This is a genomic window from Duncaniella freteri, assembly GCF_004766125.1.
Taxonomy (GTDB): domain Bacteria; phylum Bacteroidota; class Bacteroidia; order Bacteroidales; family Muribaculaceae; genus Duncaniella; species Duncaniella freteri.
Map to the genome: position 1 here is coordinate 47,377 of NZ_SJSA01000001.1, position 21,204 is coordinate 68,580.

At 48.1% G+C, this 21,204-nt stretch carries 23 protein-coding genes; 19 read left to right on the forward strand and 4 right to left on the reverse strand.

Annotated features, from left to right (window positions below; all coding sequences use genetic code 11):
- Positions 1-59 precede the first annotated feature (59 nt).
- The 3 genes from EZ315_RS00345 (at position 60) to EZ315_RS00355 (ending at position 4,896) form a co-directional block, all read left to right on the forward strand.
- Entirely contained in the window at positions 60-2,369 is a 2,310-nt protein-coding gene (locus EZ315_RS00345; RefSeq protein WP_135469556.1) for a type IV secretory system conjugative DNA transfer family protein, read from the forward strand.
- A gap of 13 nt (positions 2,370-2,382) precedes the next feature.
- Entirely contained in the window at positions 2,383-3,102 is a 720-nt protein-coding gene (locus EZ315_RS00350; protein WP_123397113.1) for a TraX family protein, read from the forward strand.
- A gap of 273 nt (positions 3,103-3,375) precedes the next feature.
- Positions 3,376-4,896, forward strand: coding sequence for a Fic family protein (locus EZ315_RS00355; protein ID WP_123397214.1), 1,521 nt, complete (start codon positions 3,376-3,378; stop codon positions 4,894-4,896).
- 709 nt (positions 4,897-5,605) lie between these two features.
- Here the strand turns inward: EZ315_RS00355 and EZ315_RS00360 are convergent.
- Positions 5,606-6,232: a glucosaminidase domain-containing protein gene (locus tag EZ315_RS00360; protein ID WP_123397114.1), complete on the reverse strand. Its 627-nt coding sequence runs from the start codon at positions 6,230-6,232 to the stop codon at positions 5,606-5,608.
- Positions 6,233-6,296: 64 nt separating this feature from the next.
- Here EZ315_RS00360 and EZ315_RS00365 point away from each other — a divergent pair, with 64 nt between their 5' ends.
- The 11 genes from EZ315_RS00365 to EZ315_RS00415 all read left to right on the forward strand — a co-directional run bounded on the left by EZ315_RS00365 (position 6,297) and on the right by EZ315_RS00415 (position 16,101).
- Positions 6,297-7,082, forward strand: a complete 786-nt coding sequence (locus EZ315_RS00365) for a DUF4099 domain-containing protein (protein ID WP_123397115.1) — start codon at positions 6,297-6,299, stop codon at positions 7,080-7,082.
- A 5-nt stretch (positions 7,083-7,087) separates the two neighbouring features.
- Positions 7,088-8,359, forward strand: a complete 1,272-nt coding sequence (locus EZ315_RS00370) for a MutS N-terminal domain-containing protein (RefSeq protein WP_123397116.1) — start codon at positions 7,088-7,090, stop codon at positions 8,357-8,359.
- Positions 8,360-8,394: 35 nt separating this feature from the next.
- On the forward strand, positions 8,395-8,622 hold the full coding sequence (locus EZ315_RS00375) for a hypothetical protein (RefSeq protein WP_135469559.1): 228 nt from the start codon (positions 8,395-8,397) through the stop codon (positions 8,620-8,622).
- Positions 8,606-9,928: an ArdC family protein gene (locus EZ315_RS00380; RefSeq protein ID WP_135469562.1), complete on the forward strand. Its 1,323-nt coding sequence runs from the start codon at positions 8,606-8,608 to the stop codon at positions 9,926-9,928. Before EZ315_RS00375 ends, EZ315_RS00380 begins: the two co-directional genes overlap by 17 nt.
- A 4-nt stretch (positions 9,929-9,932) precedes the next feature.
- Positions 9,933-11,123, forward strand: a complete 1,191-nt coding sequence (locus EZ315_RS00385; RefSeq protein WP_135469565.1) for a toprim domain-containing protein — start codon at positions 9,933-9,935, stop codon at positions 11,121-11,123.
- A gap of 7 nt (positions 11,124-11,130) precedes the next feature.
- Entirely contained in the window at positions 11,131-11,865 is a 735-nt protein-coding gene (locus EZ315_RS00390) for a hypothetical protein (RefSeq protein WP_135469568.1), read from the forward strand.
- 24 nt (positions 11,866-11,889) lie between these two features.
- Positions 11,890-12,435, forward strand: coding sequence for a topoisomerase C-terminal repeat-containing protein (locus tag EZ315_RS00395; protein WP_135469571.1), 546 nt, complete (start codon positions 11,890-11,892; stop codon positions 12,433-12,435).
- Positions 12,432-12,971 carry a hypothetical protein gene (locus EZ315_RS00400; RefSeq protein ID WP_135469574.1) on the forward strand — a complete coding sequence of 180 codons (540 nt, stop codon included), beginning with the start codon at positions 12,432-12,434 and terminating at the stop codon, positions 12,969-12,971. The genes EZ315_RS00395 and EZ315_RS00400 overlap by 4 nt, the downstream gene beginning before the upstream one ends.
- 21 nt (positions 12,972-12,992) lie before the next feature.
- On the forward strand, positions 12,993-13,172 hold the full coding sequence (locus tag EZ315_RS00405; protein ID WP_135469577.1) for a histone H1: 180 nt from the start codon (positions 12,993-12,995) through the stop codon (positions 13,170-13,172).
- 7 nt (positions 13,173-13,179) lie between these two features.
- Positions 13,180-13,827, forward strand: coding sequence for a hypothetical protein (locus EZ315_RS00410; protein ID WP_135469580.1), 648 nt, complete (start codon positions 13,180-13,182; stop codon positions 13,825-13,827).
- A gap of 432 nt (positions 13,828-14,259) precedes the next feature.
- Positions 14,260-16,101 (forward strand): ParB/RepB/Spo0J family partition protein, encoded by a 1,842-nt coding sequence (locus tag EZ315_RS00415; RefSeq protein ID WP_135469582.1) that lies wholly within the window; start codon positions 14,260-14,262, stop codon positions 16,099-16,101.
- A gap of 229 nt (positions 16,102-16,330) precedes the next feature.
- Here EZ315_RS00415 and EZ315_RS00420 read toward each other — a convergent pair whose 3' ends face one another.
- The gene (locus tag EZ315_RS00420; protein ID WP_135469585.1) at positions 16,331-16,714 is read right to left on the reverse strand and encodes a hypothetical protein; all 384 of its coding nucleotides are present in this window, start codon (positions 16,712-16,714) and stop codon (positions 16,331-16,333) included.
- A 155-nt stretch (positions 16,715-16,869) separates the two neighbouring features.
- On the opposite strand from EZ315_RS00420, the gene EZ315_RS00425 reads away from it, so the two are divergent.
- From EZ315_RS00425 to EZ315_RS00445, 5 genes are read left to right on the forward strand one after another with little or no spacing between them, the layout of a single operon-like run.
- Positions 16,870-17,085, forward strand: a complete 216-nt coding sequence (locus tag EZ315_RS00425) for a hypothetical protein (RefSeq protein WP_135469588.1) — start codon at positions 16,870-16,872, stop codon at positions 17,083-17,085.
- A 35-nt stretch (positions 17,086-17,120) separates the two neighbouring features.
- Positions 17,121-17,606: a hypothetical protein gene (locus EZ315_RS00430; protein WP_135469591.1), complete on the forward strand. Its 486-nt coding sequence runs from the start codon at positions 17,121-17,123 to the stop codon at positions 17,604-17,606.
- Between the two features lie 12 nt (positions 17,607-17,618).
- A complete protein-coding gene (locus tag EZ315_RS00435) occupies positions 17,619-17,855 on the forward strand; it encodes a DUF6926 domain-containing protein (RefSeq protein ID WP_135469594.1) in 237 nt (78 codons plus the stop codon).
- Between the two features lie 44 nt (positions 17,856-17,899).
- A complete protein-coding gene (locus tag EZ315_RS00440; RefSeq protein ID WP_135469597.1) occupies positions 17,900-18,529 on the forward strand; it encodes a hypothetical protein in 630 nt (209 codons plus the stop codon).
- Positions 18,530-18,586: 57 nt separating this feature from the next.
- Complete coding sequence (locus tag EZ315_RS00445) at positions 18,587-18,859, forward strand: hypothetical protein (RefSeq protein ID WP_135469600.1); 273 nt, start codon at positions 18,587-18,589, stop codon at positions 18,857-18,859.
- Between the two features lie 262 nt (positions 18,860-19,121).
- Here the strand turns inward: EZ315_RS00445 and EZ315_RS00450 are convergent, their stop codons facing one another.
- The gene (locus EZ315_RS00450) at positions 19,122-19,778 is read right to left on the reverse strand and encodes a hypothetical protein (protein ID WP_135469602.1); all 657 of its coding nucleotides are present in this window, start codon (positions 19,776-19,778) and stop codon (positions 19,122-19,124) included.
- 12 nt (positions 19,779-19,790) lie between these two features.
- A complete protein-coding gene (locus EZ315_RS00455; RefSeq protein WP_135469605.1) occupies positions 19,791-20,936 on the reverse strand; it encodes an AAA family ATPase in 1,146 nt (381 codons plus the stop codon).
- Positions 20,937-21,204: the final 268 nt, after the last annotated feature.

Genomic DNA, 21,204 nt, shown 5'->3' on the forward strand with positions numbered 1-21,204 from the left:
GCAAAGTTAGTGTAAATGTATTACAAAAACAATAATTCTACCATATAAGTTCCCAGACTATGGCTTTTGAAGAAACAAAGGAACAGCAACAGATGTATAACTACTTCCGTAGCTGTATCTACATATTCCTGATTATCGAGATCGTGATGAACCTGCCTATCACGGCTGACAACCGCGTGACGCAGTTCATACTCGACCTGCTCGGACGCTTCAAGGTGTTCAACTCCGTGGCCGGGTGCAAGGTTGTCGAACTTGTTTGCATATGTGTGGTATGTATCGGCACCAAAGCGAAAAAGGCATTGAAGTTCAATCTGAAGACTATGGTGGTATATCCGGTGCTTGCAGGTCTCACTCTCGTAGGACTGTGCTTCATCTTCCATCACGGCACATGGGGTATGTCGCTCTTCGGCTTCCCGGCAAGCCGTGTCCTGTATGCCTTCTGCTCGGTGGTCGGCACCATGCTCGTTCACCAGGGACTCGACGGTATCGCCAAGTATTACAACCACAAGGTCGGTGAGGACAGGTTTAATTTTGAGAATGAATCTTTTGAACAGTCCCGTCAGGAGGCCAATACCCCTTATTCAGTGAATATCCCGATGATATTCTACTGGAAAAAGCGTATGCACAACGGCTACATCAACATTATCAATCCGTTCCGAGGAACGATTGTGTTGGGTACTCCCGGCTCCGGCAAGTCTTTCGGCATCATAGATCCGTTCATTAGGCAGCACGCAAGAAAGGGCTTCGCCATGATGGTATATGACTATAAGTTCCCGACGCTTGCCAAGACGCTTTTCTATCAGTATTGCAAGAACTTACACTACGGTAATCTGCCGAATGGCTGCGGTTTCCGCATAGTCAATTTTACCGATGTGGAGTATTCCAACCGTATCAATCCAATCCAGCGTAAATACATTCCCGACCTCGCGGCGGCTTCGGAGACGGCAGCCACGCTTCTTGCCTCGCTCAACAAGGGCGGTGGTGAGAAAAAGGGCGGCTCGGAGGCTTTCTTCACCAACTCGGCCGAGAATTTTCTCGCGGCGATCATCTATTTCTTTGTGAATTTCCACCCGACAGGTTTTCTGAAAGGGAAAAAACTGAAACGCTATATATCGCATGAGGGCAAGAAATTGGAGCTTGTGATACGCAACTGGGACGATTTCAACGCTCTGGACGAGAACGGCGAGGTCATGCTTGACTTCGTGAACGAGAACGGACGCGACGTATCCACCGACGAGGACAAGATGTTCGTTGACCTTAACGGCTTCTCCTATATCGACCGCATGGGTAAGCTGATACTGATTGACCGCTGTTGGTATGAGGACGAGAACGGAAACGAGGTTGAGCCGGACACTATCACAGGTGAGTTTTCGGATATGCCCCATGTGCTGTCGTTCCTTGGACGCAAGTATTCCGAGGTGTTCGACATTCTGATGATGGACGATAAGATAGCCTCGCTGATGGCTCCCTTCAAGTCCGCATACGAAAACAAAGCCAACGACCAGCTTGAAGGTATGGTGGGTACTCTCCGCGTAAATGCCGCACGCCTTGTATCTCCTGAAGCCTATTGGGTGTTCACCGGCGATGATTTTGACTTGAAGATTTCCGACCCGGTGAGTCCGAGCTATCTTGTGATTGCCAACGACCCCGAAAAGGAACAGGTCATCGGCTCTCTGAACGCTCTTGTGCTTAACCGTCTGATAACCCGTGTCAATTCCAAAGGCAACATCCCTGTCAGTATCATCGTTGACGAGCTTCCCACGCTGTACTTCCACAAGATTGACCGACTGATCGGCACGGCGCGAAGCAACAAGGTTGCCGTGACCCTCGGTTTTCAGGAGCTTCCGCAGTTGGAGGCTGACTATGGCAAGGTGGGTATGCAGAAGATTATCACGACCTGCGGTAACATATTCATGGGTGCGGCACGAAACAAGGAGACTCTTGAATGGGCGCAGAATGATGTTTTCGGTAAAGCAAAGCAGACATCGACATCAATCACCATAAACGACCAGAAAATCTCAACCTCCATTTCCGAGAAGATGGACTATCTCGTTCCGGCGGCGAAAATCGCTGACATGGCTACGGGCTGGCTTGCAGGTCAGGCGGCACGTGACTTCACGGCCACCGATGAAAAAATGCTGTCGCATTTCGACATCGAGGACTCCGAGGAGTTCAAGACAACCAAGTATTTCTGCAAGACGCACTTCGATATGGCACGTATCAAGGAGGAGGAATCCAACTATGTGGAGTTGCCTAAAATCTATTCTTTCGACAGTGAGCGAGAGAAGGAGATTATGCTCAACCGCAATTTCAAGCGTGTTAACCAGGAGGTGGCCGATATGGTTAAGGAACTTCTTGGCACTGAATAACACATTTTTTATCATGGAAACCACCGCCAAAATATCCGTTCCCCTCTCGCTCCGCTTATCCGGAAGTGCGTTGAAGATTATCGCCATTCTCTCGATGGTGGCCGACCATTGCGCCTACTTCCTTATGGAGCCGGGCACTCCGATGTACGACTGTCTGCGATGCTTCGGCAGGATAGCGTTCCCTGTGTTCGCTTTCCTTGTCGCCGAGGGGTTCGCGCATAGCCGCGACCGCATGAGATATTTTCTGATACTATTGCTTGCCGGTGCAGTCAGTGAATTGCCGTGGTATCTGCTCAACGGAGCGGACGATACGCATAATGTCATGTTCACTCTCTCCCTCGGAGTTGTGGCACTCGCCATATTCGACCGTATGTGTGAACATGGGCCGCTGTCTTTCATCGGTATTGCAGGTATCGCTGTTCTGGCATGGTGGCTCGGAACGGATTATGACTGGCGCGGTGTTCTGATGATAGCAGTGTTCTACATCCTCCGGCACCAGACCATACGCCCGTGGTTGGAGCGTTCATCGACACATTTTCCCTCTCAGGCTATTCTTCAGATTATATTCACGTTTCCTTTGATGGCTCACTACGGCATAGCCGGTGCGTTGCTCGCCTCCGGAATAATTTTCCTATATGACGGCACCCGCGGCTTCATAAGAAGCAAACCGGCCAAATACAGTTTCTACGCCATATACCCGGCACATCTGATGTTAATTTGGTTATTGTATTGATTAACTTATAGTAATTGTTAATATTATTAAGTGTTCTGACGGTAATTATGCAAAATTACCATCATAACGCTATTGTCTTTATTTATATTATACCATGCAATCAATGAATAACGAGGATTATTATTTTGTACACGTCAAATAAAATCATTACATTTGCAACAAAAACGAGTAACTCTAACTCAGCAAAAAACGAGCAACACTAACTCAATAATCACGAGTAACAGTTACTCCATAAAAACGAGAATATCTCCCAATCATATAAATAATATCGTTATGGCGACTATTGAACAGCTTATGGCTGACTCACTTGAACAGCTACATATTCTGCAACAACAGAATCCTAACCTTGTACTAAAAGGTACAGAACAGTTATCTCGCGTTCATCTTAAGCGATTATTGGATAATGGATGGTTGCAGGAGGTTATGAAAGGTTGGTACATACCTTCTCGTCCGGGCAGCGAGGGAGATACGACTGTATGGTACACATCATATTGGCATTTTATAAAAGCCTATCTCAATTCAAGATTTGATGATGATTGGATTCTGATGCCGGATCAATCCCTTGATATTCTTTCAGGAAAGACTACTGTTCCAATACAATTGGTTATAAAGGCCCCCCAAGCATCTAACAATACAGTAAATTTACCTTATGGTCATTCCATCCTGTCTATCAAAAGTGAAATTCCTGCCGTTTCTTATGTTGAACCTCAATACGAATTAAGGCTTTATTCATTAGAGGAAGCCTTAATCTATGCTTCACCGGCATATTTCGAGCGAGACGAGATTTCTGCCAGAACTTGTCTCTCGATGGTTAAAGATACGTCAGATGTTTTACGTTATCTTGTAGAGATTGGAGCGACTACCCGCGCCGGTCGGCTGGCCGGAGCTTTCCGAAATAATGGTCAGGCTGATTTTGCAGATGAAATACTCAGGACAATGAAAGAATTTGGGTATAAGGTCATGGAGACAGACCCATTTATCTCAGTTCGCACAACTCCATATAGACCTGAAATATCGCCTTATGCAGCGAGAATACGGCAGATGTGGGCAAATATGCGTGAGCAGGTTATTGAAAATTTCCCTTTTAAGCCTGAAAATTCAGTTGATATGCAGAACTATATTCGCAATGTTGACGAAAAGTATCTGGAAGATGCATACCATTCTCTTTCAATAGAAGGGTATCAGGTATCAAAGGAACTTATAGAGAAAGTACGTTCCGGGAACTGGCAACCGGATAAAGAAGATAAGGAGCATAAGCGTGCACTTGTAGCGCGTGGATATTATCAAGCGTTCAATGCTGTAAAGGAATCAATAAAGAAAATTCTTGAAGGCAACCACGCCGGTGATGTTGTCAGCAATGATCATAGCCATTGGTATAGACAGATGTGGATGCCGTTTGTAACCACCGGTATTTTGAAAGCCTCGGACCTTATAGGCTATCGCAGGAGTCAAGTATATATCAGAGGGTCTAAACATATTCCGCTAAACCCTGAGGCTGTCGCTGATACAATGCCGGTACTTTTTAATCTAATGTCTGAAGAACCGGACGCACGTGTTCGTGCAATACTTGGTCATTTCATATTTGTTTTCATACACCCTTATATGGATGGAAACGGGAGAATGGGCCGTTTTATACTTAATGCCATGCTCGCATCCGGTGGCTATCCCTGGACTATCGTCCCTGTGGAATTAAGAGCCGATTATATGAAGGCTCTTGAAAATGCCAGCGTTAACGGAGACATTTCACAATTCTCACAAGTTATCGCAAACCTTGTAAAAGCACAACTTAAATAACAGGTTATCAGAATAACTCACAAAGGCAACCAAAAGTGGTTGCCTTTGTCATTTTAGTTCGCCCGACATGGGCATAATCTAACGGGTGCAAGTCCCTAACGCGGCCTAATAGCGGCAAGCGTACAGCCAAAGACAAGCTGCCAATGGCGACATTGGGTGTGAAGGAAGTCAGCGGCAAAGCACTGGCCTGACGTACAGAAACTTGATATCAAGGCGTTTGCTCGTGGGTAAGACTGCTAAAGAAGTCAAAGCCCGATAGCTATTCGGAACGAGTGGCGTAAATCAAGCAGGTATAAGTGTCAAAGATTATGCTCTTAATCGGGGAGGTCTCACGGACGCAGTTGCGACCCAATTACTCAAAACTGCGGAGTAAAGCTTGCCGTGAGAAGTCAGCAGAGGTCATAGTACCGAACCACGGGTTGGTTTGGGAAGGACTGAACCGTGCAGTCAAGCAGTAACTGATGGTTTGGTTAAAGGTCTTTAGTAGTCAGATGTCCGAAGAGGAGCTAACTGCCGGACGATAGGTCGGAAACCGACAATAGGCAGAAGTGACGATACCTTAATTGCGCCAAAGACAACGCGAGACACCGAGTCGAGAATAAACAAAGTCGGTAAAGCACGGAACCGCCGTATGCGGAACCGCTTGTACGGTGGTGTGAGAGGACAAGTGAACACGAAAGAGGTGAACACCTCAATTAGTGTTCACCTCCTACTCGATTAGTTGTCGAAGCACCCTAATCACGGCACGGATATAGCCCGGATCTTCAGCGTAGCCAATCTTTTTCAGCCACAGCAGATAATTTCCTCCCTTATATTGGTACTGTACTTTTGTGTAGTATGCTTTGACAGATTCAGTCCAGTGGTTAAACTCATAGTATTTGCCTGTGCGTGGATTGGTAAGCCCGAAAAGGTTGTGCTTGTTTCGGCAGACCGGGGATTTGAACCAACCTGTTTCAAGTATTGCCTGTGCCAATACTATCTTTGGATATTTTATGCCGTTCTTTTCAATCTCGGCAATCAGGTTTGGAATGGTCAGATCCGGTAGTCCGGAACTGACGGGTGCTTGCTGGAAATGTGACTTTGATGTGGTGACAATGCTTGCAGATAGCGTTTGTGGCATATTTTTTACGCCAATAACCGTCTCCGGGATTGATGATATTTGAGGCGTTGCGCTATCACTCTTATTGTCAGTGCTATATACTTCTCTCTTGTGCATTTCAACCGTCACAGGAGAATCTTTTGTGACGGTGTAAAACTGGGCTGCGGCATACTGTGAACAGAAAACTGCACAAGCCATCGCAACAAAAATGTTCGGAATTTCAAATTTAGCAATCATGTGGGGATAATTTTGAGGCCGACAAGCGGTTACGCCGCAAATTTATAACCTCTAATTCATTGACATGGAAATTCCGAACAAAAATCAGCAGGACACGCTCCCTTATGAAAAACTCGCCCTTTTGGGTATCGACAGGGAGAAAGCTGATATGCTTCCGCAGGACGTGAAGCAAAAACTGATGCAGGGGGAGGTCACGCCTCTTTTGCAGGTGTCTATCGACACCGGGAATGGCATGGTTATCTCATTACCCCTCAAACTCCAGCTCGCCGCCGACAAGGACGGCAACCCCACGCTGATCGCATATCCCGTGCAGCGTGAACTGTCTGTTGACAGAAACAACGAGCTTCGCCTGTCGCAACAGGAACTTGACGCACTGCGCCGTGGCGACGTGTTGCAGAAAGCCATCGACATCAACGGCGAGAAGACTCAGCAGTATCTCCAGCTCGACCCGGAAACGAAGTCAATCATCCACCGCCGCATAACCGAGGTGCAGATTGAGCAAAAGTTGAAGGACATGGAAAAGGTCAACGACATCGAGCTTGGCTCCCAACAGAAACAGCAGGCACGCGAAGGCAAACCGGTGGAACTGTCGGTAGGCGGCGAAAAGGTATCGGTTGGCATCGACCTCAAGGAACCTCAGGGCTTCAAGATCGTAAAAGGCGACCTCAAGGAGTGGGAGCGTCAGCAGAAATTCCGTTATGACGAGCAGCACCCCGAATATCTCGGTCTGGTAATGACCGACAAGAACCGCTGGGAGTACCGGAAAGTTGTCGAGCATGACTCTAAGGAACGTGCCATCAGCCTCGACCCCACGCAGAAAGAGGAACGCAAATCCGGTCTCAAACGCTGACGCACATGGCAGCTTCAAGAAAAAAAGAGCCGGGCCAACTCTCCGTAATGGATCAGTTCGACCGCATGAAAGAGAAACACCCCGACGCCTTGCTACTTTTCCGCACCGGCAGCACATACGAAATCTACCGTCAGGACGCGAAAAAGGTGTCGGAAATTCTCGGTACACCAGTCTCCACGCGTACAGTCGGCAAAGAAAAGAATGTCGATGTGGCATCTTTCCCACATGAAGCACTCGACACTTATCTGCCACGGCTTGTAAGAGCCGGAATGAGAGTGGCTATATGCGAGCAGCTTGAAGAACCCAAGCAGAAGAAAAAGGAGCAGGAGGCGAAGCACGGGGAGACTACATCACAACAACCCATTAACAAAGAATCCGATATGCCAAGAAAAAAGAAAGAGAAGACTCCCCAGGAGGAGCCTGTAAAGACCACAAAGAGCGCGGTCGATGAAACGACCCCGAAAGAGAAGAAATCAGAATCCCAATCCGCCACCCAGGGCGAAGCCGCCGAGCGCAAGCCCCGTGAGCCTCAGATGGTGACGGTCAACGGCGACAAGGTGACACACGGCCATGCCTACCAGAGCAAGACCAACCCGGAGGACTGGTATTTCACAGCCAAAATCAACGGCGAACAACTGAAGCCTCAGAAGATGGATCCGGCCGACCTCGCCGCCTATCAGCAGAAAGAACTCACGGTGCCGCAGCTCATGGAACGCTACTATCCCACCAAACTCATGCCGAGGGTGCCCGATGTCTCCTATCAGGTGGCGAATGTGCTGCCCGGCCCCGAGGGCAACCTGACTATCGACAAGTTCAATGTCTATAAGGAGACCGACGAGACCCGCGCTGACTACGGCAAATATAAGTTCTACGCACAGGTTGGAGACAAGAAGATGTCAACAACCGCCTCACGCGAGGACCTGAACGCATACTTTGACCGTGTGGCAACTCCCGGACAGCTTGTGGAGCGCAACTTCGGCGACCGTCTTCACCTGCAATCCCACTACGAGCAGTTCAGGCTCCCGGAGGGCATCGACCCCAAGGGTATCCGTGTCGCAAAGGATAAGGAGGACAACAAGTGGAAAGTGTCGGTTGACCTCGGCGAAGGGCGCGGACGCTCTTCCCGTCAGGAAATCTCCTTCGATGATGGCTACTCGCTCTTCAAGACCAAGACCGCCACACGCGAGCAGATAGCCGCGAAATACCTTAACGATGAGATAGGCACAAAACTCGCCGCTCCGCTCTCTATGGAGAAATCAGCCTCCATGAAAATGTAAAACCGTTTCCCAACAACACTTAAAAGAATACCACTATGGCAAAATTAGAATATGACGAGCTTGTGCAGCTCCTTCAGGACGGCAACATCGGCTTCCTCCGCTTCATGCTTGAAAGCGACAACGCGGAGTCCTACCTCGAATGGTGCGGGCTTCACGGCATCGAACCCTCGGAGGAATCCGCCGAGTTCTATTACGATGAGACCGAGATCGACATGCTGGAACGTCAGCTGATAGACGACGAGGATTATGGCATCTGGAACTAACGGCGCGTCCAACAGTTCAGGCCAGCAGGCTCTCGACCGCTTCGCCCAGATGATGATCGAGCGTATGGAGCGGATGAAGGGCTCAGACTGGGAGAAGGGCTGGATTGGCGGAGCCTCCTCCGCCGGACTGCCCCAGAACATCATGGGCCGCAACTACTCCGGCTCAAACTCCTTTTTCCTCCAGCTGCACACGGCGGCGCAAGGCTACGAGCTTCCCGTGTTCCTCACATTCAAGCAGGCACACAACTTCAAGGCCCATGTCCTCAAAGGAGAGAAAGCCTTTCCGGTGATTTACTGGGACATGATGGTGCGGGACAAGGACGGCAAGAGAATATCCTCCGACGAGTACCGCGCCATGAGCCGTGACGAGCGGAAAAATCTTGACGTGATACCCTTTGTCAAGGCGTTCCCTGTTTACAACATCGACCAGACCAATTTCCGTGAGGCACAGCCTGAGAGGGTGCAGAAACTTCTCGACCGCTTCAAGGTGCCTGAAATGCGCGACACACAGGGTATGTACGCCCACGGCGCACTCGACCGCATGGTTGCCGAACAGACATGGCTCTGTCCCATACAGGCCGACCGCAAGGAGAAAGGCGCGTACTATTCCCCCTCGCGTGATATTGTCGTGCTTCCCATGAAGCAGCAGTTCAACAAGGGCGCGACTCCAGAGGACATATACCGCGACGGCATGGAGTTCTACTCGACAATGCTACACGAAATGACGCACTCCACCATGACACCCGAAAGACTCAACCGCGAGGCGGGCGCAAAGTTCGGTGACCCGAAATATGCGAAAGAGGAACTGGTGGCCGAGCTTACAGCGGCCATGATAAGCCACTCCATGGGCTTCGACTCCAAAGTCACCGACAACTCGGCGGCCTACCTCGATTCATGGATTGGGGCACTCCGGCAGGAGCCGAAGTTCATCGTGTCCGTGATGGCCGATGTCAACAAGGCTTCGGAAATGATACTCGACCGGGTGGACGCTCAGCGCATATCGCTCGGCGAACAGCCTTATCTGGCTAAGAACGACCCTCTGATGGCTCCTTTGGAGGACGAGATATGCCCGTTCAGGAACGCCGCCATAATCAAGACCCGCTCAGGCGACTTCGCCCTGCGTGCCTCATACAACGGCGTCGATCTCGGCATGAAGCCCATCGAGCGTTCAACCGCGAGAATGTATTTCCAGCTTACCGACCAACGCGAGAAAGATATATTCCTCGGAAGCGCGATACGCAAGAATTATGAATCGGAGATAGCCGGCATCGACCGCCGCGCCTCCAAGTCACTCTCAATCGTCTGAAGCTATGGCACCGGCTGACTATAAGATCAAGTTCAAGGAACTTAAATCGCGTGTGGGTATTGATGATGTCGCCTATTCGCTCGGCTACCGCCTCGACCGCAAGGCAGGTGTGGGCCGGTACATCGAGCTTGTGCTGGGCGAGGGACGCGACAAGCGCGACACCATCATCGTCAGCAACCGCCGCGACAAGGCTTCGCAGACTTTCTTCCGGCGGGACGGCTCAAAGGGTGACGTGGTGTCGTTCATACGCGAGAATCTTTCGTCGTTCAATGTCATCGGGCTTACCGAATGGCAGAAGATAGCGAAAGTGATGGCGCAGTTCGCCAATATGCCGGAGCCGGATTATGACCGCGACCGGGATTATGTACGCTCGGCATCCGCGCCTCAGGTGTTCGACCCTTCGCGTTACCGTGTCAAGGATCTGGACGCGGCCAATATCCCCCGGCTGTTCGCACAGCGTGGATTGTCGGCAGATACGGTCAAGGCTCTCGCCCCGTTTATTTCCCTTGTGTCCGACAGGCGCAACGAGAATTTCAACGGCTACAACATCGGCTTCCCCTACACGGAAGCCGGGAGCGACAAGACTGTGGGATATGAGATCCGCGGCATGGGCGGCTACAAATCAAAGGCCGCCGGCACCAATTCTTCCACGGCGGCATGGGTTGCCGACCTGTCGCACGGCAACAACGGCCTCGTGCGTCATGTGTTCTTCTGTGAATCCGCCTTTGACGCTATGGCTTTCTTCCAGATGAACCGTCCACGGTTAGGCGAGGACTTCGCCCTTGTCTCCCTCGGCGGCACGTTCTCCGACCGTCAGGTACTGGGCGTGATGGAGCGTTTTCCAAACGCCCGTGCATACGACTGCTTCGACAACGACCTTGCCGGACGCATCAACGGACTCCGCCTCATGGCTCTTGTCGAGGATATTCCGCTGAAAATCACCAAGACGCCGGAGGGCTTAATGGTGGAGGCCAAAGGCAAGAGTTTTCCGGTGTCGCCCGACCGCTCCGCCTACACCCAGTTTGAACCGCATATCTCCGTACGTTACCGCATGGGGCAGTGGCAGCCGCCTAAGGACTTCAAGGACTGGAACGACTGCCTGCTGGGTAAACGCTCCTCAATCAAGATACTCCCTACCAAACATGACCGTGACGATAACCTCGCCGAGCAACGCGCCTCCGGCTTAAAAATATGACTGACCGATGAAGACTATCAAACTGAAAACAGCCCTGCTCGCACTATCCCTCCTTGTCATTCCGGGAGCGGACATGATGGCGCAACAGACCGACCCGACGCTCACGGCGGCGGTGATAGCGCAGACTGTGGAGCTTAACAATATCCACAAGAAGCGCAAGTCAACCCAGGAGAAGATCATCGCGGCTGAAGCCGCCGTGACAGTAGCCCTCGACCGCGTTCACTCCGTCGAGAACAAGATGCTTGAGTATCTTTCCAACGCCCAGGGTGCCATGCAGAATCTCTACCAGATAAAGCGTGCCGGTGAACTGGTGCTTACGGAGATACCCAAGAACTGCGACCTGTTGCGTAAATCAGTGCCGGGACACCTTAAAGGTACGGCCATAGCGGTGCTGGTGTCCGACGAGCTTACTGACGCGGCCGCACAGATGGCGGCTCTATATCCCTTCATGCAACAGCTTGTCACGTCGGGTAGCTACACTGTCACAGGCTCAGATGGCAAAAAGGAGAAGCACAAGGTCAATCTGCTCAACTCCGCCGAGCGGTACTATGTGGCAAACGAGGTGGTGACACGTCTGGAGACAATCAACACCGACCTGTGGCTGCTGGCGTGGCAGATACGCACTCTCTCATGGAACGACCTGTGGTTCTCGCTCGACCCCGACGGCTGGGCCTCGGTAATGTCGGGAAAGGCTATCGCGGAGACTCTTGTGTGGGAGTGGAACACGATAAATTACAGATAAAGAACTATCAACAACATTTTCTACATGGATACAGAAACAAAGATTATCGGCCGTTGCCCTGTGTGCGGCGGCAATGTGGTGAAGACCTGCAAGGGTTACCGCTGTGAGAACAACACCGGGGAGGACGGCAAGTGCGGACTCTTCATCAACGGGGTTATCGGCAACCGCAAGATGGCAGATGCCGAGGTCGCGGAACTGCTGGAGAAGCGTAGCATACTGCTCGATGGCTTCGCCACGAAGGAGTGGAAGACTTTTCCGACCGTGCTTGTCATGTCGGCTGACGGATCTATCACAATGGAGTCGGTGGTGGCACGCTGCCCCCGTTGCGGCGGCGAGATCCGCGTGGGCGCAAAGGCGTTCAACTGCTCCAACTACCGGCAGGAGGGAAGCCCCTGCGACTTCGTGATATGGCGAAATATCGCCGGCCACCTCATGACGCTCGATGAAGTACGCGAGATATGTGCCGATGGTGTCACATCCCACGAGGTCGAGATGTTCGGCGAGAATGGCTCTGTCTATCGCCGCAAACTCGGCTTATCTCCCGACAAACTAAAAGTCATAAAGGTATGAAGCCGGGAACGAAACTTGCCATACTGCTCATAAGCTGTGTGGCTATGTGGGGCGGCATAGGATATGCGTTCCATTACTTCGGCCAGCCGTCGAAACGGGCGCAGTCGGTGGCGGAGAAGGCACTGATGGCTTCGGTGGATAATCCGGAATCGGTAAAGGTCATAGCGGTCAGCAAGCCTGACAGTGTGTTCGGCCGCAACTACATCAACAACGACGAGAAAATGGCGATAGCCATGTCGATGATGAAAGTCAACGAACAGGTCATGTCCCGGACAGACGGCCTTCAGAACCTCGATTTTGAGGACAACGCCGTTTCCGAGCTTGTCAGCCGCCAGATGTCGGCGATGTCCGCTCTCCGCTCGATGGTAGGCTTCGAGACACCAGACGCTCCACGCAAGCCGTTCTCCGGCTGGAAAGTGAAGATAGAGTATGAGGCTATTTCGGAAAGCGGCTCTCCCTATCGCTCGGAATACTGGTTTATCCTCGACCACGACGCACAGTGTGTCGTCAACTCTTTTGAAATACCTCTTTTATAAATCCCTAAACTGAATACATCGATGAAAGAACTACTTGATCAGATCGAAAAACTCACTGCATCTTTCCAGAGAGATGCCTGCTCTCAGCTCGACAAGGGCAACAAGGCCGCGGGACTCCGCGCACGTCGCGCATCCCTTGAACTGGAGCCGTTGCTAAAACGCTTCCGCAAACTCTCGCTGGATGCCGCCAATACAAAATGATGCAAATATGAAACATACCCCTTTTCAGGAAATTGTAATACGGATTAACAAATCACTTCCACAAAAAGATAACGAGATTGCACATATGGCTATGAGCAGAACTCGGCCATTACTTGCTGTCCGTCAAAGAAATGGCATTACAACATGTCTCTTTTGTGGGAACACAATGGTTTATCGAGAAACAAATCGTTATGCCAAGTGTCATGAATGTGAAAAAAACGTTGAGATTATCGAAGAAGATGATTGGTTGGCTTATAAAAGATGTGTTCCGCTATACTTTGCCTCCCTTGAAGTGATCGATAATATCCAGTTGATGCGAACCTATGAGACCATTTTTCGTTACTCAGTTATCAATCAACTGAACGATGTTTCAGTCCATGAACTTTGTCGGCATTGGATGACTTCTGAAGGATACTGTGAAGTAACGTCTTTGCGTCGCTTTTGTGGAGCTTATTTAACACCGTTCAGGTCTATGGTATTACGTAATTCTTCAACCGATAATGAGGATTATATCGCAAACCATGCCATTGTGCTTCCGAATATGACATTATTATCGGAACTTGATGGCAAACTTGATATGTACGAAAAACTGATACAGGGTAATATACTTGCTACAATAAAGAAGATACTTAAACCTAACAATTCACATATATAGATTCTGCGTCCTTAAAGTATCATTTAGGACGATTCATGGTCATCAACCTCGACTCGTGAGAGCCGAGGTTGATTATATTATCTTGACATTGTGTGGAGATGTACTTTACATGCTTGGTTCCAAGACATAAAAATTTCCGTTTATAATGTTCACCATGGCTTCTGCGGCCGTTGGTTTTTCGCTACGAAGTAACGGCGGCCGGTGACGCCGGCAAGCGACCGCCTCCGGCTTGGCTGTATGAAAAAATCCGGCAGCCTTCCACGATTTGTGCCAAATCGGGTATTCCGTATTTTTTCACTTGCCACACTTGCCTTGCGCCACCTGTGCCCTCCGTCTTGATTGTATCGAAAAAATCCCCCGGACGCGAGAAGCCACAAGGCTTCAAACAAAAGGGAAAAAACAAAAAACTCAAACATCTAAAACCCTCAAATTATGGAAGCAACAGCAATTCAGACCAACACCGCAAACGTACAGGAAGCCACAATCTCCCTCGCTCTCATTCAGCCGAGCAACTACACCCCCCGTAAGAATTTCGACGAGCAGAGCCTCACCGAACTCGCTGACTCTATCAGCCGTCAAGGTATTCTCCACGCGATAGGTGTGCGACCAATCGCCGGCACCGACCGCTACGAAATCGTGTATGGCGAGCGAAGATACCGCGCCTCCCTCATTGCAGGGAAAGAGGACATCAAGGCAACTGTCTATACTGACCTTTCTGATGATGAAGCCGAACAAAAGGCTATTGCGGAGAACCTGCACCGCCAGGACATCACGCCTATGGAAGAAGCCGAGACGTTAAAGGCTGCAATCGCCAGCGGACGCTACGACTATGCCACACTCGCCACGCAGATAGGCAAGAGCGAGAACTATATCCGCACCCGAATAAAGCTCACAACCCTCATACCCGAAATCGCACGGCTGATTGACACCGAAGAAATCACGGTAGCAGTGGCAACCGAAATAAGCCGTTACGGAAAGGACGTACAGACTGATGTTTACAACTCTCACCTCAAAGACGGTGTGGTACACAATAATTGGCGAACTATGAACGCCTCAAATGTGGCACGGCTCATTGAGCGGAACTACACAACTGACTTAAGCCGTTACAAATTCGACAAATCGGCATGTGCCTCATGCCCCCACAACACCCGAAACCTCCTGCTGTTCTGCGAGGGCAGTTGCGATGGCAACTGCGCCAATACCGCTTGCCTCAGAGAAAAGCAGACCACTTATCTTCTTGACAAAGCTTTTTACGGCTCTGAGTTATTTCCGATGGCAAAATTTGGCCAGACAGAGTACGATTCCAACGATATGGTTGTTGAACGTCTTGTAAACTTCGGCTATGACGTTGAAAAAATAGGGAATAATTCAATCCCATTTCCAATGTGGCCAATGCAACCGGAACAAGACTGCTTCAGTTCCGATGTTGAATATTCCATAGCCGTTGAAGAATACGAACAGAATAAAGAAAAATGCAAAAATGATCGAGCGACAATCGAGAATATGGCAAGAGAGGGGAAAGCATCGCTTTATGTATGTATTGGCCGATACGATATTACATTATGCTACATTCCCACTGCTGAGGGTAATTTGGGGGATGTTGATAGCGAGATCGCCAATTTGGAGGCAAAGGACAAACGCAATAAAGAGATAGCCGTGGAGCGTACTATCGAGGACACAAAGAAGATAATTCTCGAAGCCGACATCACCGAGACAAAGTTCTCGCAGGACGAGGACAAGATGATATATTTCTTCCTGCTCTCATCGCTCCGCAAAGAGCATTACGAGGCCGTCGGACTTACAGACCGCAAATCTCAATTCGCACTCAGCGACAGCGAGAAAATGACAATCATCGCCAATCTTAACGCCAAAACAAAGGCGATAATCTGCAGGGATTTTCTGATTGACAATTTCAAGGGCGCTTATCGTGACAATGCGATCGCCGACCTACTGCTCTCATTTGCCAAGAAGCACATGCCGGAAGAACTCGCTAACATCGAAACCAAGTACAAGGATGTTTATGAGAAGCGACACCAACGCATAGAGGAACGCAAGGCTCTACTAGCCAAAGATGCCGAACCCAAAGCAACCAAGCCGGAAGCCATGGACGCACCCCAAGAAGAACCTATGCCGGAAGCTGAACCAACCACGGAAGATACCACTCCCGACACTTCCGAGGCAGAGACCGAGGCTATCCAATACGAGCCAACGGAAGAAGAAGCCGAAGCGATACTGACCGAAGAAGAAAGGTACTGCGAAGAAGCTGTTGCATAAAGCGACAAGCCCCTATGTTTGAGCAAGCCACCCCATACCGAAGCGTGGGGTGGCTTATACTCATAGGTTCCCAAAGTATCTTCTTCAGGAAACCCTATATATCGAACGCGATACTTGGAAAATTAAGGGCTTGTCGCCACCGCTTGCTTCCAAATCATATGAAAAATTAGGCGATAAGCCGTGTCAGTGGCTCGCGGATCCACAGGCACGGCACATCGCCTTGTGGTGTTTACCGTTTGCCCGACTGATTCCATGTCTCACACCGAGTCAGCTTCGGGCAGTTCTGATTTTGGATGTGATGTCCGGCTGAAGCCGGAGGCGGCGACAACGCCAGAGCAAAGCGAGGGCAGGCCTTCGCCCGACTCTCGCGTTGTCGCCTTTCTTTGGAATACCAATCTGCAAACGATGACTTCGGCCGCTTCAAGGCTGGCACATTGAAACGGCAAGAGTCAAAGGTAGCCGGTTCTTTCCCTTGAAGATTTTGAGCCTCGGCAGGGACAGGCGTTTGGGCGTGCGAAGTTACTGCGTCCGGGAGGAACGTCAAGTGACGCTGCGCTTGTGGTCGGCGTCCGCACTCGTGAGCCTCCACAAATTCTTCTCGTGCCTCGAACAATTTGGGTATCCCTCGCTTGCCGCTGACTACACACTTGCCTTATCCTACCTTTTGGCCGCAGTTGTGGAACTGCACGAAAAACGGCCAGCCCTGCCGGAGAAGCTCAAAGAGCTTCAAACAAAAAGGGAGAAAATTAACTTAAACATCAAAAAACAATGGCAAAATTCAGAGTCAGAACAAAGTACATATTCAGTGGCTTCTTCGACATAGAGGCTGAAAACGAGGCACAGGCAAAGGAGTATGTTGAAAAACACTGCGGATTGGTTATAGGCAGTGACATACATTCCTCTCTACCTGATGATGAAGTGAACTGGGAGTTCCCAGTTCACCCTGACACAAAAATTGGCAAGACCACAAGAATTAAACCGTAGTATAAAATACACAACCGCTCAAACCCCAAAAGACTATGCACAGCACTATTTATCAAATCAGCACCGAGCCGATAGCCGAGAACGACTATCTGAACAGCGACCGTATAGTGGCAGGAGAAAACGCCTCTATATCCTATTTGTACGAAAACTCCGAGGACGGACGCAAGTTCGACATCCGTTTTCTTCTTGAACATATACTGCCGAAAGGTATGTTTACGCCCATCGAAGAAAGCACCCTTACCTACAATGGTGGCTTCGCAATATGGCGAAAATCCCATTTCGACAACATCAAGGCTATCTCTGCCGAACTTACCCCTGCAAACGTGATGAAATGGAACGGACCAATAGGGCAACTGAAAAAAGCCATTATCAATCCGCTTGGCGTTGACGCTCTTTTCGTGACCGAGTTCTATGGTGGTGCAGGCACGGCTGAACGCTCCGCTGACCTAATGGATATTATCGCGCGACTGAAAAAGGGCGATAGACTATACATCGGAGCAATATTAGGGTATCACAACTAAAAACATTTAGTCATGGAGTTCTTTATCGAGCCTATCCCTACATGGGCGTTATGCTATCTAATCAACGGAGACCCGACAGGGTTGACAGACGATGAAATTGCGATGATTGACAGGTGGTATGCCGACAACAAAGTGCAGACCGTCACCACTGCTTCCGAAGCCGAGGTAGAGTGCCACTCATATTTCTCCCATTTCCCTGCTTTCGGACTACCTGCCGAGGTCACTGACTGCCATGTGATGACCTTGTAACCATTATCTCACGAAAGTCAAACGATAATCCAAATCACACGGATATGAAATACGAAGATGTGTCAGCGATATTATATCGCAATCATGGTGTTTTCGACATCACAACACCCATTGGCACTCAACGCCGACGTTTGTTCCTCTCCACTGAAAGTAAGGTATGTGAGTTTGCTAAACGCTCTCGCAGGAGAGGCTATCCGATACAGCCAAACGAAATCAAATGTTGGCTGTCTATCTCCAAAGTGACAAAACCGACAACGAATATAGTAGCCAAATTCCAACGCTATGCCTCGCGTGCAACTTTTCCGTCTGCATTTGTACGCAAGTGTCTTGAAGCTGACCCGACAAAGGACTGTTACGAGAACCGCCTTACCACCGGTACTCGCATCGACGGAGAGATTATATCCCTTGACGCTATCTCCAGATATAGCTATTGGGCGGTGGAACAGTTCAGAAAGGCTCTCAAAGAACGACGCAACTTTAATTCCGGAACATTCACTTTCCGTGGTTATGACGGTTCCCTATGGATTGAGGTCAAGCAAAAGGACGATAACTATAACTACTATAAAGCCGGAGATATTGCCGCAGGCGTCAGTAAAGAGTATCGTGGCTGTGCCAACGGATATTACTATGCCCTTATTGATGATGAACATTTTATCGGAATTGATATAGACTGAATTATAAACAGCACCCTGCAATCCTCATGGAGAGCAGGGTGCATAAAACCGAAAGATATGACTACAACCGAAATCAACTACAAAGGCACGGACTATACCTGCCGTATCGTTACAAGCAACGAGGGCGAGAGCCTTATCATCGGTGGGCTGGAATTGCTTGACGCACTTATGCCTTATCCAATCACCGACAAATGCAACGGCTTCGCCGACAAGGAAGCGGAGCGTGTCGATGAAGAAATCTTCTACTATACCTCCGAAAGTGATTTGAAGCTGCCCGACAACGAACTTGTCGCAATACTTAGCGATAGCAACCCCGATTGGTTTGACTGAAACCCAATCAACTCCCAATCCGGAATGTCATAACGACCGCCAAGCCGTGTATGGAAAACGAACCTATAAATTTGTTTTGATGAAAGTTTCTATCGTTATTTTGAGATTAATATAAACTTTATAGTTATCACGATCGGAATATAGATTAAATAATAAATCTCTATGGTTATCTGTCGAACCCACTCCTTTTTTGAGTTCATTTAAATTTTTTAATTTGCGAATCTTATTCAAACTCCGGTACGTTTGAGAAAATCAATTTTTGTTAGGCAATATGGACAATGTTCCCTTTCCAAATAGTGAAGTCTAATTTGTTTAGAGAGGGGATTTTAATTTCACAAGGGTTCGGTATAAATTTATATGGTCGGCTAAATCCTGCTGCAATTCCACGAGGAGATGGTTTTATATCATCACATCCTCTAGCTGAGACAATGCATTTTTTTATAGTGCATCCGTCAATATATTCCTTTGCCTCCGGAATCTTCATAAGGAAATTAATTGTACCGATAAATTGACTTTTTGCGTCAGATCTCTTGCTTTTTATATTTCCAATTGATAGTTCATGTATAATGAAACATTCATTATTCACAGATAAACTTACTATATAGTCTGCACGTTTTAAATCTTTTGACCAATCCACACTTGAGCTCTTTCTGAATTGGTTAATGAATTCCTCATACTTTATGAACAACAGGTCATGTGGAGCTGATGATGTACCGTTTATATATGTGGCAGCACGATCTGGTGAGTTTCTATCACATAGGATGGATCTATCAGGTTTACAGTCATGAATATCAAATTCATGTAGTGATATTAATTCATAATCAACTGTAACTTCATCCGGGAAACTGCCTAAACTTTCTTTTCTGCGTCTCACCACAGCTTGAGCAACATTATCTTTCAGTATTTCAACGAGCCTCATATCGACATTGTTTTATCGTGAAAATTTATCGTATTCATCATAGATGTCAGATATGGGATCAGACAATAGTGTGGCCTCAATAAGAGGCATACCTTTATAATCTTGCACCTTGAGATCTATCAGCGTTCCTTCCTCAATTAAATAAACACCTACCATATCTGGATTAATTGATGTCTCTTTGTCATTACCTCTATAGCGGGCTATCAGAAGGTTCAAATAGTTGACTATATATGGGCTATGGGTTGCCAACATCAGCGTCATATCATACTGATGCTTGGTTGAAAAGCAACGGTTCACTAGAAAGTCAACCATTTCAATTTGATTGTTCGGGTAGAGGCTCAGTTCAGGTTCTTCAATAAATATATTAACTCGACGGTTTGGAAACTCTCCAACGTTCATGCCTGCACGGAAATTCTTCAAATCGTCATTGTCGGCAAAATAACTGAACAAGGCTCTGTTTAGAGAGTCTTCAAGATTGTATCTGGTTGAGTAATAGTCAGTTATAAGTCCTACTGATGTCGCAGTCTGAATTCCGGATGAAGCATCCGATAATTTAATGGAATAGTTTCCATTTGCACCGTTTCCTGAAATCCTGAAATCATTAATGCCATTTTTCTGTTTCTGCACACTGAATTTAACTCCTAAAAAGTCAAGGCTCAGTTCTGAGATATACCTATAAGCTGTACGGAAATTCTCTAACGTGTCTTGCAGATAGAAATTATCTTTATGTCGATCCACTGAACTGTCCAGGAGATCGGGAATTATAGATCGTTTGTCGCTTATAAATACTATTTTATCAAGACTTAAATCTTCACGCACCACTACAAATTTTGCACTTGTGGCACCATTTTTCATAATTATTTCGTATGGGCCATTTCTATAAATTATCTGAGATGTAGGTCTGAGATATTCAAGAAGTCCTGATGTTCGAAGCAAAGGCTTGGTTTTGAATCCTATCTTTGTATTTTTGATTTTTGAATGTTTTATAAATGAGCGCAAATTCACACGTTTATACATCCATCTGAACAAGGATAGTACTTTCATAATGGTACTTTTACCACTGCCGGATTTGCCTATGAAAACGGTTAGCGGGGATATATTGTTGAGTTCAATTTCAGAAATCGGTCCAAAATCAACTATTTTGAGGTATTCTTTCATATCTTTGAGAATCCGTTAATCTTCCTTGTAACAGTTTGTTTATTTCCATTAAAAACACAAAGTTAAACAATGTCGTTTGAATATCCAAGTATTTGTGTCACTGAATATGTTTTTTTGTTTTTTTGTTGCTTGCAAAAATGCCTATAAAAATGATGGGCGGATTTATTTGCAGTTCTGAATTAATAAATTACAAGATGTCAATGCAATCTGTATCGGGATTTTTACTGTCATTCAAAACAAAGATTTATCCGAATATCATAGGACAAAT